The organism is Lautropia mirabilis (genome assembly GCF_900637555.1).
Lineage (GTDB): Bacteria > Pseudomonadota > Gammaproteobacteria > Burkholderiales > Burkholderiaceae_E > Lautropia > Lautropia mirabilis.
Genome location: NZ_LR134378.1, coordinates 639,337 through 652,567 on the forward strand (window position 1 = coordinate 639,337; position 13,231 = coordinate 652,567).

Annotated in this window: 9 protein-coding genes; 2 read left to right on the top strand and 7 right to left on the bottom strand. The window is 65.1% G+C overall.

Annotated elements, in window-relative coordinates; translation table 11 throughout:
• Positions 1-6: 6 nt before the first annotated feature.
• Positions 7-3,552, top strand: coding sequence for an ATP-binding protein (locus tag EL249_RS02580; RefSeq protein ID WP_005674531.1), 3,546 nt, complete (start codon positions 7-9; stop codon positions 3,550-3,552).
• Positions 3,553-3,558: 6 nt separating this feature from the next.
• Here the strand turns inward: EL249_RS02580 and EL249_RS02585 are convergent, their stop codons facing one another.
• Positions 3,559-5,223, bottom strand: coding sequence for a class I SAM-dependent methyltransferase (locus tag EL249_RS02585; protein WP_005674529.1), 1,665 nt, complete (start codon positions 5,221-5,223; stop codon positions 3,559-3,561).
• The gene (locus tag EL249_RS02595; RefSeq protein ID WP_005674527.1) at positions 5,223-6,653 is read right to left on the bottom strand and encodes an alanine/glycine:cation symporter family protein; all 1,431 of its coding nucleotides are present in this window, start codon (positions 6,651-6,653) and stop codon (positions 5,223-5,225) included. Before EL249_RS02595 ends, EL249_RS02585 begins: the two co-directional genes overlap by 1 nt.
• 215 nt (positions 6,654-6,868) lie before the next feature.
• Here EL249_RS02595 and EL249_RS02600 point away from each other — a divergent pair, with 215 nt between their 5' ends.
• Positions 6,869-7,063 carry a YqaE/Pmp3 family membrane protein gene (locus tag EL249_RS02600; protein WP_005674526.1) on the top strand — a complete coding sequence of 65 codons (195 nt, stop codon included), beginning with the start codon at positions 6,869-6,871 and terminating at the stop codon, positions 7,061-7,063.
• Between the two features lie 36 nt (positions 7,064-7,099).
• Here EL249_RS02600 and fdhD read toward each other — a convergent pair whose 3' ends face one another.
• The 5 genes from fdhD to dnaN form a co-directional block, all read right to left on the bottom strand.
• A complete protein-coding gene (fdhD, locus tag EL249_RS02605) occupies positions 7,100-7,960 on the bottom strand; it encodes a formate dehydrogenase accessory sulfurtransferase FdhD (protein ID WP_005674525.1) in 861 nt (286 codons plus the stop codon).
• On the bottom strand, positions 7,960-8,406 hold the full coding sequence (azu, locus tag EL249_RS02610) for an azurin (protein WP_005674524.1): 447 nt from the start codon (positions 8,404-8,406) through the stop codon (positions 7,960-7,962). The genes fdhD and azu overlap by 1 nt, the downstream gene beginning before the upstream one ends.
• A 199-nt stretch (positions 8,407-8,605) precedes the next feature.
• Positions 8,606-9,148 (bottom strand): YaeQ family protein, encoded by a 543-nt coding sequence (locus tag EL249_RS02615; RefSeq protein WP_005674523.1) that lies wholly within the window; start codon positions 9,146-9,148, stop codon positions 8,606-8,608.
• Positions 9,149-9,190: 42 nt separating this feature from the next.
• Positions 9,191-11,719 (bottom strand): DNA topoisomerase (ATP-hydrolyzing) subunit B, encoded by a 2,529-nt coding sequence (gene gyrB / locus EL249_RS02620; protein ID WP_040531918.1) that lies wholly within the window; start codon positions 11,717-11,719, stop codon positions 9,191-9,193.
• A gap of 244 nt (positions 11,720-11,963) precedes the next feature.
• On the bottom strand, positions 11,964-13,118 hold the full coding sequence (dnaN, locus tag EL249_RS02625) for a DNA polymerase III subunit beta (protein ID WP_005674521.1): 1,155 nt from the start codon (positions 13,116-13,118) through the stop codon (positions 11,964-11,966).
• Positions 13,119-13,231 lie beyond the last annotated feature (113 nt).

Sequence of the window (13,231 nt, forward strand, 5' to 3'; positions counted from 1 at the left end):
AATCCCATGCGCATCCGTGAACTGCGGCTGCTCCGCTACGGCAAATTCACTGATCGGCTCCTGGCGCTGCCCCATGCCCCTCAGGACATCCATCTCGTCGTGGGCGCCAACGAAGCGGGCAAGTCAACGATGCGCCGCGCGCTGTCCGACTGGCTGTTCGGCTTTCCGATGCGCAGCACCGGCATGGACTTCCTGCACCCGATGCAGGACCTTCGCCTGGGCGGCATCATCGAGGACAACCCGGCCTCCCGCGAAGAACCCTCATCCGGTCAGGACACCGCCACCGGCAGCACGAAAACAAAGGCATCCTCCGACGAGCAGATCAGGTCCCTGAACTTCGAGCGCCGCAAGGGTCAGAAGAACACGCTGCGCACACCGGCTGATGAACCGCTGCCCGACAGCACCCTGCACGAATGGCTGGGCAGCCTGCAGACCGATGAGTTCAGGCGCATGTACGCGCTGGACCATGCCACGCTGGTGGAAGGCAGCGAGAGCATCCTGCAGGCTTCCGACGACATTGGCCGCATGCTGTTTCAGGCTGCCGCCGGCATCGAGCATCTGGGCGATGCGCTCAAGACCCTGCAGCAGGAAGCCGACTCGCTCTGGGCTCCCCGCAAGTCCGGCAACCGCGTCTTCTACCAGCAGCAGGACGCCTACGAGGACGCCCGGCGCACGCTGGGCCAGGCCCAGTTGCGCACGCGGGACTGGAAGGAAAGCCATGATGCACTGATGGACGTCCAGCACCAGCTGGAGGAAGCCCGCAGCAAGCATGCCGAGATCCAGCAGCACATCCATCGACTGGAACGGATCCGACGTGTGCAGCCTCTGCTGCGTGACGCGGAAGCAGTCCGTCAGCGACAGGAGGCACTACAGGCTTCGGGCATGCCCCCCCTGCTGCCGGAAGACGCCCGACAGATCTTCGAGCAGGCCAGCCGGCAGGGTGCGCTGGTGCAGGCCGAGATGACGCGCCTGCAAACCGCATTGAACGAGCTCGACCAGGCACTGGCCGCCATCACCCTCGACACCCCGGTTCTGGCCCGTGCCGACGAGATCACCCGCCTGGACGAAGCGCGCGTGCAGTGCCACGACCATCCCGCCCGGCTGCAACGTCATCAGGAAAAGCTGCAGACGCTCCAGGCCAGGGTCAAGGCACTGGCCGCCGAGCTGGGCTGGCCGGCCGAGGACGAAGCGGCCGTGGCCCACCGGCTGCTGCCCCCTGCCTGGCGGGAACGGACGGCCGAGCTGATTCGTCGGCACCAGGCGCTGCAGCACGCCGTGGAGAAGGCCCGGCACGAGCGGGATGCTCAGGCGCAGAACCTCAGCCAGTGGCAGGCTCACCTGCAGTCACTGGCATCAGACGGCATTGATCCGGCACTCTCCGACCTGCTGGAACAGGCCCGGCGGCTGGGAGATCCTGATGCCCAGTCGGATGCCCTGACCCGTGAACGGCAACGGCTGGACGCCGCGCTGGAAGCCACCCTGGCCGGCATGGGTCCGTGGCGCCAGCCCATCGATCGGCTGCAGGCGATGCTGGTGCCCGAGGCCAGCCAGGTCGATGCCCTGCGGGTGCAGCAGCATGATGACGCCCGTGCGCTGCAGGCGCGGCAGGAAGCGCTCCAGAAGAAGTTCCAGGACATCCAGCAGCAGGAACAGGCGCTGCTGCAGCTGGTGCGCCATCATCAGCCCGTCTCGCGCGAGGACGTGGCTCAGGTCCGCCAACAGCGCGATGACGACTGGCAGGCCATCAAGGCCGATCCGGCCAACCTGCCCGACCGGGCTGGTGCATTCGAGGCGCGGATGCACGAAGCCGACACCCTGGCCGATGCCCGCCTGGAACGGGCGCAGCACGAAGCGGACCGGCAGTCCTATGCCAACCAGCTGGAAAAGCTGAAACTGGAATGCACCGGCATCGAATCCGACATTCAGGCCATCGAGACGCGGATGGCACGGCGGCAGGCCGACTGGAAGGCCCAAGCGGCGGCCTGCGGTCTGCCCGACCTGCCCCTGGATGCCGCGCTGACCTGGCTGAAGCGCCATCAGGACGCCCTGGAGTTGCTGGCCAGGCGCCAGACTGCCGAACACCAGCTTAAGACCCTGCTCCAGCGCGTGGAAGCCCTGCGGCAGGCCCTGACGGACCGGCTGGCGCTGCCTGCCACGACCGGCCTGGACGATGCCCTGCGCCAGGCCCGCGAACGGCTGGAAACGGCGCAGCGAATTGCCGGTCAGCGCAGCACCCTGGAAGCCCAGATTCAGGACGCACAGCGGCGACTGGTCCCGCTGCAGACGGCACTGACCCAGGCGGAAAGCCAATGGCAGGAGTGGCAGCAGGCCTGGCAGGCGGCGTTGGCTGAAGCCGGCCATGAAGACACCTTGCCCGTCGACCAACTGGAAACCCGCCTGGCCCAGATGCAGGACATCCAGACGCTGCTGGCGCAGATGGACAGCCTGCGTGCCGATGAGATCGAACCCCTGCAGAACGCCCTGGACAGCTGGATGCGCCATGCCCGCACCCTGGCCGATCAGCTGATGCCCGATGCGCCGGCAGACATGTCTGTCCAGGACATGGCGCTGACACTGGCCGGCCGACTGAAGGCCGCCCGCCAGGACGAGGCCGAGCACCACCGGTTGCAGCAACAACAGGCCCGCAACCGTCAGGCCCTGGAAGCCGCTCGGCAGCAGCAGATCCAGGTCGATGCCCTGCTGCAGCCGCTGAGGGTTGCCGCCGGCATCGACGACATGGCCCTGCTGGGGCCCGCCATTACCCACTCGGAAGAGCGGCGCCAGATCGAGCACGAGATCCAGCGCATCGAAACGGCCCTGCGGGAAGCCGGCGACGGTCAGCCCCTCGAGAGCCTGCGCACCGAGGCGGCCAGCATCGAACCGGACCAGCTGCAGGTCGAGCTGAACCGCCTGGGCACGGAAGCCGGACAGGTCGTGGAGGACATCAGTCGCCTGGGCGCCCGGCACGGCCAGCTCAAGGCCGCGTTCGATGCCCTGACCGGCAGCGATGCCGCCGCCCGGGCCGCTGCCCGGCAGCAGGAGGCCGCGGCCGGCATGGCCGAGGCTGCCGAGCGCTATCTGCGCCTGAAGACCGCCGCACGGCTGCTGCAATGGTCCATGGAGCGCTTTCGCCAGACCCGCCAGGGCCCCATGCTGGCCCGCGCCTCGGAGATCTTCCAGGCGCTCACGCTGGGCTCGTTCAGCCGTCTGCTGGTGGATGCCGACAGCCATGACAGTCCCCGGCTGGTGAGCATCCGCACTGATGGCAACAAGCCGGTGGAGGTACCCGGCCTCAGCGAAGGCACGCGCGACCAGCTCTACCTGGCGCTGCGGCTGGCGGCCCTGGACCAGCAGGCCAGCCAGGGCAGCCGCATGCCGCTGATTGCGGACGACCTCTTCATCAACTTCGACGACCGCCGGACAGAAGCCGGCCTGCAGGTGCTGGGTGAGGTCTCACGCCGCATGCAGGTGATCCTGCTCACGCACCACGACCACTTGGTGCCGCTGGCCCGCCAGGTGCTGGGTGATGGGCTGAACGTGATCGAACTGTAGGCAGCGTCAGTTTCCGTCGGGATTCCCGGCCGCGCCCATCCCGCCGCCCAGCAGCCCATCCAGCCGCTGCGTGCGGATGCCATAGAAGCGTTTCAGCGCCTCGATCTCGGCGCGTACCGCATCGGCATCCCGCGCCCGGCCGGTGCGGTTGCCCAGAATCATCTTGTTCTTGCCCGTGTGTTCGGGGCTGATGAACTCGAACACCTGCGCCTCATAGCCCTGAGTCTCCAGCAGCAGCGCCCGCAGTCCGTCCGTCAGCATCTCGGCTTCCTGGCCCAGATGGATGCCATGACGCAGCAGCGCATCCAGCGGGGCAGGCGCCTTCAGCTGCGGCCGCAGCTCACGGTGGCAGCAGGGCGAACACACCAGCATGGCGGCCTGCTGACGAATGCCCTGAAAGAGCGCATCGTCCGTGGCCGTGTCGCAGGCATGTAGTGCAATGACGATGTCGACCGCAGCCCCGTCGGACGCCGTGGCGCCCGAATCCCTGCTCTGCTCGGCATCTGCCCCGACACCTGCAACACCCGCTGCAGCACGCCCATCGGCAATGCCCGTGATGACAGTACCGCCCGCAGCCGATGCGACCTGTGCCACTTCACAGGCCTGCAGGATGTCGCCCTTCTCGAAGCGCAGTCCCGACAGGCCATGACGCTGGGCCAGTCGGTTGCAAAGTGCCACCAGGTCGGCACGGCGCTCAATGCCCACCATTTCCACCTGCAGGCCCAGCGCATGCGTCAGATGGTCGTACAGCGCAAAGGTGAGATAACCCTTGCCCGCACCATAGTCACGGATGCGCAGCGGCGGCTGCCCTGCCCGCCCCACCTGGTTGGCCAGCGTGTTGTGCTGCCAGGCCTGGGCCACGATCTCGACGAACTTGTTGATCTGCCGCCACTTGCGGGCCATGGCCGGCACCAGCGCGCCCGTCCTGCCCACGATGCCCAGGTCCACCAGATAGGGCCGGCCGATGTCCACCGGATAGCGTCGCTGCCGGTTGTGATCAGCCAGGTCGCCCCAGCCATCCTCATCCGGCAGGGTGTCATGGGCACGTGAGAAGGCATCGCCCGCGGCACGGGCTGCCGCCTGTCCGCTTCCCACCCTGCGCAGTTGCGTGAGCGCCCCCACGCCCGGCTGCCAGGACGCCGCACCACCGGCCGATGCCTGCACGCCCTCTTTCGGGTTCGGGTTCGGGTTCGGGTTCGGGTTCGGGTTCGGGTTCGGGTTCGGGTTCGGGTTCGGGTTCGGGTTCGGGTTCGGGTTCGGCAGATCATCCGCTGCCGGCCGACGATCCTGCAAGGACGGGTTCTCCGTCACCCGCTTCATCCGGAACAGCGGCCGTCCGCGCTTGCTGAAGCCCAGCTCGGCCGTCAGCTCGCGGGTTTCCAGAAGCGCCGTGCGCATGTCGCCCAACAGCGCATCGATCCGCACCAGCGCCTCGTCCACCGACAGGTTGTCGGTCTGGTCGCGCGTGTCGTACTGCCAGGCAAAGGCCAGCTTCACGCCATCGCGCATCCGTACCGGCTGGATGCGCAACCGCTGAAGCATCGGACCTTCATCCGTGAAGCCCGGCGGAAACATGGGCCGAGCCGGACGCGACAGCACCAGCCGCTTCAGCGTGCGCGCCGCGAGGGCTTCCCGAAGCAGCGTCAGGAAGCGCTCGCGTGGATCGGGCATCACTTCCAGATCTCTTCTTCGATCTGACCCTTCAGCTCAGGATAGTCGCTGAGCCGGAAGCGCGGATCCCCATGCTTGGCCTGCTCGAAGTAGTCGCGCGTGAGCTTGACCACCAGGCCGGACAGCAGCGTGATGCCCACCAGGTTGATGATGGCCATGATGCCCATCACCGCATCGGCTGCATCGAACACTGTGGTGATGGCCTCGCGCGCCCCCCAGACAATGAACACCAGCACCAGCGTGCGCAGGATGAACAGGCACGGCTTGTTGTTGATGTTCAGGTAGGTGAGCGCCCCCTCGGCGTAGGAATAGTTGCCGATGATGGAGGTGAAGGCGAAGAAGAACACGGCCAGCGCCACGAAGTCCTTGCCGTGATCACCGATGTGGTAGGCCAGCGCATGCTGGGTCAGCACCGTGCCGGTGACACCCGAGCCCGGCTGCAGCGCATCGGACATCAGGATCATCACGCCAGTGGCGGTACAGATCAGGATGGTGTCGATGAACACGCCCAGGGCCTGCACGAAGCCCTGCGAGGACGGATGGTGCGGGCTGGGGATGGCCACGGCCGCGATGTTCGGTGCGGAACCCATGCCGGCCTCGTTGGAATACAGGCCACGCTTGACGCCGTTGAGCATGGCAGCCGTCATGCCGCCCACCAGGCCGCCTGCCGCCTGATCCAGACCGAAAGCGCTGCGCACGATCAGAACGAGCACGTCCGGGATCTTGTCGACATTGGCCACCAGCACCCACAGGGCCACGCCCAGATAGGCCACCGCCATGAACGGCACCACCACCTCGGCCACACGCGCGATGTTGCGGATGCCGCCGAAGATCACGATGCCCGAGAGCACGGCCAGCGCCACGCCCACCTGGGTGCGATCCAGGCCGAAGGATTCACTGAACGACTCGGAAATGGCGTTGGCCTGCACGGCGTTGAACACCAGACCGAACACCACCAGCAGCGCCACCGAGAACACGGCGCCCGCCCACGGCGACTTCAGGCCACGGCTGATGTAGAAGGCCGGGCCGCCGCGATAGAGACCATGATGGTCGTTGACCTTGTAGAGCTGTGCCAGCGCACTTTCCGCGTAGGCCGTGGCCATGCCCAGCAGGGCCACGATCCACATCCAGAAGAGCGCCCCGGGGCCGCCGGTGTAGACCGCCACGGCCACACCGGCGATGTTGCCGGTCCCCACCCGCGAGGCCAGGCTGGTGGTCAGCGCCTGGATGGGGGTGATGCCCTGGCTGTCCTTCTCGGGCGTACGGGTCACCGCACGGATGAATTCCCGAAAACGGAAGATCTGCAGAAAGCGCAGACGGATCGAGAAATAGATGCCTACCGCCAGCAGGCCGTAGATCAGAATGTAGCCCCAGACGACCGTGTTGATCGCATCAATCGCATTGGTCATGGCGTTGGCGATCACATCCATGACAGAGTCTCCTGCCGTACAACACCCATGTTTTCACTCCTGGCCACTTGCCCTGCGGGCAGGCCGATAGACGTTACGTGACAGACAGTGCCCCAGAAAAGGCCGCTCATCGGCCCCTGCATGCCGCTGGCACTGTCGCATATTCCAAGCGTGCGATGATAGCCGAAGGCAGGGCCCGCACCTGCCAATGTTCACGCGCTCATGGAGAGAACCGAATGCGCCTTCTGCTTGCCATCTTCCTGCCCCCCGTCGTGTTCTTCACGATCGGTCGCCCCATCGCCGGCATCATCTGCCTGCTGCTGATGATCACGCTGATCGGCTGGATTCCGGCCGCCATCTGGGCCACCTACGCGCTCAGCCAGTACAAGACCGAAAAGAGGATCCAGGAAGCGCTGGGTGATCGGCGCTGAAACGGCATCCCGACCGGATGCCGGTCGGACGTTGGGTCAGTCCTCGAAGCCGAGCCGATCGGCAAAGGTGTAGGCCACCATCCGCCGGCCGTCACGTACCAGGCCAGCCAACGCCACGCCACATTCGTGGGCGGTCTGAATGGCCAATGAGGTGGGGGCCGAAACCGCCACCAGGGCACCGGCGCGGATCATGGCCGCCTTCTGAACCATCTCGAAGCTGGCCCGGCTGGTGATGGCGATGAAACCCTGATCCACGGCTATGTTGGCGCGGATCATCGCGCCGATGAGCTTGTCCAGGGCATTGTGACGGCCCACATCCTCGCGCAGCAGCTGCACTTCGCCTTCAAGGTTGCACCAGGCAGCCGCATGGGTGGCGCCGGTGAGCTTCTGCAGCATCTGGGCAGATTTCAGGCTGGATTCAGCCCGCAGCACGGCGGTCGATGTGAGACGGACGGGATGGGCCGGTGCCGGGGGATCCCGCCGAACCTGTCCCAGGCTGTCGGTGCCGCACAGGCCGCAGCCGGTGCGCCCGGCCATGTTCCGGCGACGTTCACGCAGTCGCCACGCGCAGGCCGAAGCCACTTCGAGGTGGACTTCCACCCCCTGCCGGACCTCGTTCACGTCCACCCCGTACAGTTCGTCGGGGGAGGCCAGCAAGCCCTCGGTGATACCGAAACCGAGGGCAAAATCTTCCAGATCGCCCGGTGAGGTCATCATGACGGCATGCGAGATGCCGTTGAAGACCAGCGCGACGGGAGTCTCCCGGGCGATCCAGTCCGACACCTTCTCCTGTTGATGATCCTTCCAGACCCGAGCCTCCAGGGAATCGGCTCCGAACTCGGGGTGCGTTTCCAGTGAACGCCAGGCCTGGAATGGAGAAGCTGTCGAATCGTCCATCAACCGAAAATCAGTTTGCCCTTCATCACGCTCCAGTGACCGGGGAAGGAGCAGAAGAAGGTATAGTCGCCGCCTTTCTCGAACTTGTCCATCGGGATGGTGATGGTGTCGGACTCGCCGCCGCCGATCAGCTTGGTGTGGGCCAGCACGCGGGCGTCATCCTTGGGAACATAGTTGTCGGCAGCGGTGGTCTTGCCGCCAGCCTTGGCAACGGCCTTGAAGTCTTCCGTCTTGGTCAGGACCAGGTTGTGGCCCATGGCGGAGACAGGCATCTTGCCGACGTGCTTGAGCGTCAGCTTCAGCTCGGTGCAGTCACCGGCGACCTTGATCTCCTTCGTGCTGAAGGTCATGGCGTCGGTGGCATCGACCTCGGCTTCGCACGTCTTGGCCATGACGGAAGCAGAGCCCAGCATCAGTGCAGCAACCAGAATACCTTTGGTGAACATGGATTTCTCCTGCTTAACGATTGAACAAAGGAAATGACTGTTTCAGTCTATCGGAACGACTTTGGTCATAACTGAACGAACATCAAGTCACGACCGTCAAATTAGACGTTCATCAATGTACAGCACAGTGTACTCCCAGTCCAATCATTAACCTCTCTCATTCAGGGAATAAGACAAGCAGGTTGTGGTGCTGCAGGGGTCAGTTCACATCTTTCAACACATGGCAGGCCGGCTGCAGCATCCGGTCGCCGTCTCCCAGCCAGATCTGGCCATCCTGCACGATGCACTGCAGGGCTGCCCCGCGCTGCGCAAGATCGGCCAGCCCCTTGCTGTCTTCGGGTTCCAGGGCCATGACCTGCAGGTTGGCAAGACGCTCCAGCGTCTCGCGGGCCTTCTGCCACCAGGCCTGGGCCGTGCGCCCATAGGCCAGCACCACCACCCGGTCGGCCCTGGCGGCAGCCTTCTTCACCAGCCGGTCATCGGGCAGGCCCACGTCGATCCATAGACGGATCGTGCCATCCGGGGCCTCAGCATGCAGGTCGGCCTCGTCCTCGGCGGAGAGCCCCCGGCCGAAGCGCAGGTCATCGGCTGCAAAGAGTGCGAAGGCCAGCACCCGCACCATCATGCGCTCGTCGTTCTCGGAAGGATGCCGGGCCACGGTCAGCGAATGCTCGCCGTAGTAGCCACGGTCCATGTCCGAGACGTTCAGCGTCAGCCGGAAGATCGTCGATTTCAGTGCCATCCGGCCCCCTTCCCGTCAGGGCCGGCCATGTGCCATGGGGCCTCAGACATCAATGTTCTGCGCGCCCAGGGCGTTTTCCTCGATGAACACGCGGCGCGGTTCGACGTTGTCGCCCATCAGCGTGGTGAAGATCTGGTCGGCCGCAATGGCGTCCTCGATCTGCACCTTCAGCAGCCGCCGGGCGTTCACGTCCATCGTGGTCTCCCACAGCTGCTCGGCGTTCATCTCGCCCAGCCCCTTGTAGCGCTGGCGCGAGACGCCCTTCTCGGCATCGGCCAGCAGCCAGCGCATGGCCTCGCGGAAGCTCCCCACCGGCTGGCTGCGGACCTTGTCGCCCTCGCCACGCCGCACCTCGGCTCCCTCGCCCACCAGGCCACGCAGCGTCTGGGCCACGTCGCTGAGCACCTTGTAGTCGGACGACTTCAGGAAATCCTGCGTGATGATTGAGACCTTCTGGTTGCCATGCAGGTGGCGGATGATGCGCAGGTGCCACTTCTCGCCGCTCTCGTCGGCGTGGGCTGTCACTTCGACAGCCGGCGCCAGCGAACGGCTGATCTGGTGGACGTTCTTCAGCAGCGCCGCCTGCAGGCGCTCGGCCGAGGCATGGGCCTCGTCGGCCGAATCCAGGTTCAGCGCCAGCCCGTCCATCAGCTCGTGCAGCGTGTCGTGATCCATCAGCCGGCTCAGACGCTCGACGACAGCATCGGCCATCACGTACTTGCGTGCAATGGCAGCCAGCGCATCGCCGGTGATGGGCTCGGCATCGCGGGCCGGCACCAGCGCCGCCTGCACCATCGACAGGTTCAGCATGTACTGGTCCAGCTCGAAGTCGTCCTTCAGGTAGCGCTCCTCGCGCCCCTGCTTGATCTTGTAGAGCGGCGGCTGGGCGATGTAGATGTAGCCGCGCTCGATCAGCTCGGGCATCTGGCGATAGAAGAACGTGAGCAGCAGCGTGCGGATGTGACTGCCGTCCACGTCCGCGTCGGTCATGATGATGACGCGGTGATAGCGCAGCTTCTCGATCTTGAAGTCGTCGGACCCCAGACCGGAGCCGATGCCCGTGCCCAGCACGGTGATCAGCGTGGCCACCTGCTCGGAGGCCAGCAGCTTGTCGAAGCGGGCCTTCTCGACGTTGAGCACCTTGCCGCGCAGCGGCAGGATGGCCTGGAACTTGCGGTCGCGCCCCTGCTTGGCCGAACCACCGGCCGAGTCACCCTCCACGATGAAGAGTTCGCTCTTCGCAGGATCGCGTTCCTGGCAGTCGGCCAGCTTGCCAGGCAGGCCGATGCCGTCCAGCACGCCCTTGCGGCGCGTCATGTCGCGCGCCTTGCGGGCCGCCTCGCGGGCCCGCGCCGCCTCGACGATCTTGCTGCAGATGATCTTGGCGTCGTTGGGCTTTTCCAGCAGGTAGGTTTCCAGCCCGCGTGCGATCACGTCCTCGACGGGCGCCCGCACCTCGCTGGAGACCAGCTTGTCCTTGGTCTGCGACGAGAACTTGGGCTCGGGCACCTTCACCGACAGCACGCAGGTCAGGCCCTCGCGCATGTCATCGCCCGAGGTGTCGACCTTGGCCTTGCGGGCGATCTCGTTCTCTTCGATGTACTTGTTGATGACCCGCGTCATGGCCGCGCGCAGGCCAGTGAGGTGGGTGCCGCCGTCACGCTGCGGGATGTTGTTGGTGAAGCACAGCACCTGCTCGTTGTAGCCGTCGTTCCACTGCAGCGCGGCCTCCACCGTCACCCCGTCCTTCTCGCCCCGGATGTGGAAGATGTTGGGGTGCAGCACGTTCTTGGCGCGGTTGATGTACTCGACAAAGCCCGAGACGCCGCCCGCAAAGGCGAAATCCTCTTCCTTGTTGTTGCGCAGGTCCTGCAGGCGGATGCGCACGCCATTGTTGAGGAACGACAGCTCGCGCAGCCGCTTGGAGAGCGTCTCGTAGTGGTACTCGACCTTGGAGAAGATCGTGTCGTCGGCCAGGAAGTGCACCTCGGTGCCGCGCCGGGTGGTGTCGCCCAGCACCTTGATGGGCGAGATGGCCACGCCGTCCTTTTCCTCGATGACGCGGTCCTTGGGAACCCCGCGCTCGAACTCGATGAAATGCGTCTTGCCGTTGCGGTTGATGGTGAGCTTGAGCCAGCGTGACAGCGCGTTGACGCACGAAACCCCCACCCCGTGCAGACCGCCCGAGACCTTGTAGCTGTTCTGGTCGAACTTGCCGCCGGCGTGCAGCTCGGTCATCACGATCTCGGCCGCACTGCGCTTGGGATCGTGCTTGTCGTCCCACTTCACGTCGGTGGGAATGCCCCGGCCGTTGTCACGCACCGAGATGGACTCGTCGGCGTGAATCGTCACCAGGATCTCGTCGCAGTAGCCGGCCAGCGCCTCGTCCACCGAGTTGTCGACCGTCTCGAACACCAGGTGATGCAGACCGGTGCCGTCGGATGTATCGCCGATGTACATGCCCGGGCGCTTTCGCACCGCTTCCAGCCCCTCCAGGATCTGGATCGAGGAGGAGTCGTACCCGGGCCCGTCGCCCTGGGGCTTGCCCCCGGAAGACTGTTCCGGGTTCATCGCATCGGTATCCATCGTGTCAGACATGAATCATCCATGAAGGCATAGGCAGACCGCAGGCACACGGCGGCCAATTCGACAGCATAACAGGCCGGCGCCCCCTTTCCGGCCTGAAACCGCCCGGCAAGGTCCGAAACACGACAGGGACGTTGCCCCGGAGGCACCCGCAGGCATCGGATCCGGCGGGCGGCGAGCCTCCGAAGCCTCATGACGAACCCATGAGGCGGGCAGGGCGATCCGGCGCTCAGATCCGCATCGGCATCAGCACGTAGCGGAAGCTCTCGTCACCCGGCAGCGTCAGCAGTGCACTGGAGGTGGCGTCACCGAAGGCCATCGTCACCCGGTCCGTCTTCAGTGTGCCCAGCACATCCAGCAGATAGGAGACGTTGAAACCGATATCGAGAGGCGCGCCACCATAGTCGATATCAATCTCTTCCGAGGCTTCTTCCTGCTCGGTGTTGCTGCTCTGGATGCCCAGGCGGCCCGGCGCCAGGCCCAGCCGCACCCCGCGGAACTTTTCGTTGCTGAGAATGGAGGCCCGCTGAAGCGCCTGAGCCAGGGTCTCGCGTTCCAGCTCGATGACCTTCTGGTAGCCCTTCGGGATCACCCGCTGGTAGTCGGGGAACTTGCCTTCCAGCAGCTTGCTGATGAACTCGATGTCGCCAAAGCGCAGCCGCACCTGGGTACCGATGATTTCCATCCGCACCGGCTCGTCGCTGTCACCCAGCAGCCGCAGCAGCTCCAGCACCGACTTGCGCGGCAGGATCGCGTCCGCCTGGCCGGCGGCATGGACCTCTACATCCTCGCAGAAGGCCAGTCGGTGCCCTTCCGTGGCCACGGCGCGCATTCCGGCCGGACTCAGCACCAGCAGCAGACCATTCAGATAGAAGCGGATGTCCTGCTGGGCCATGGCGAAGTGGACCATCTGCAGAAGGTGACGAAGCTTCTTCTGGGACAGCGTCACATCGGCGCGAAGATCGGCCGTGCTTCCGTCTCCTGCCGAACCCGATCCTGGGCCAGCCTGGTCGGTGGCTCCTGCCTTCATCACCGGAAAGTCTTCGGACGGCAGTGTCTGCAACGCAAAGCGTGAACGGGTCGTCTTCAGGTTCAGCTTGTTGCCATTGAGCTCGATGGTGACGTCCGTGTCCGGCAGGGCCCGCAGGATGTCGATCAGCTTCTTGGCCGACACGGTCGTGGCCGTGGTGCCGGATCCGGCACCGATGCTGGCCTGTGTCCGAACCTGGATCTCCATGTCGGTACCGGTGAACGTCACGGCTTCACCTTGCTGACGAATCAGCACATTGGCCAGGATGGGCTGGGTGTGCCGTTTCTCGATGATGCCTGCCACAGTCTGCAAGGGTTTCAGGACGGCGTCCCGGGGGGCATGAATGATCTGCATGGCGTCTTTTCCTGATGTCTTTCCGTTTCTGAAGATCTATCTATATCTTTTAATGTTGTTGTTGTTTAGAGGCGTCGATGCCCTGTGGATAACCTTGGCGAGGCGCTTGTAGA

Bases quoted from the DNA above. Each gene is read 5' to 3' on its own strand.
- azu (WP_005674524.1), bottom strand. From the start codon at position 8,406: ATGTTCACCAAAGGTATTCTGGTTGCTGCACTGATGCTGGGCTCTGCT.
- gyrB (WP_040531918.1), bottom strand. From the start codon at position 11,719: ATGAACCCGGAACAGTCTTCCGGGGGCAAGCCCCAGGGCGACGGGCCC.
- EL249_RS02615 (WP_005674523.1), bottom strand. From the start codon at position 9,148: ATGGCACTGAAATCGACGATCTTCCGGCTGACGCTGAACGTCTCGGAC.
- EL249_RS02580 (WP_005674531.1), top strand. From the start codon at position 7: ATGCGCATCCGTGAACTGCGGCTGCTCCGCTACGGCAAATTCACTGAT.
- fdhD (WP_005674525.1), bottom strand. From the start codon at position 7,960: ATGGACGATTCGACAGCTTCTCCATTCCAGGCCTGGCGTTCACTGGAA.
- dnaN (WP_005674521.1), bottom strand. From the start codon at position 13,118: ATGCAGATCATTCATGCCCCCCGGGACGCCGTCCTGAAACCCTTGCAG.
- EL249_RS02595 (WP_005674527.1), bottom strand. From the start codon at position 6,653: ATGGATGTGATCGCCAACGCCATGACCAATGCGATTGATGCGATCAAC.
- EL249_RS02585 (WP_005674529.1), bottom strand. From the start codon at position 5,223: ATGCCCGATCCACGCGAGCGCTTCCTGACGCTGCTTCGGGAAGCCCTC.
- EL249_RS02600 (WP_005674526.1), top strand. From the start codon at position 6,869: ATGCGCCTTCTGCTTGCCATCTTCCTGCCCCCCGTCGTGTTCTTCACG.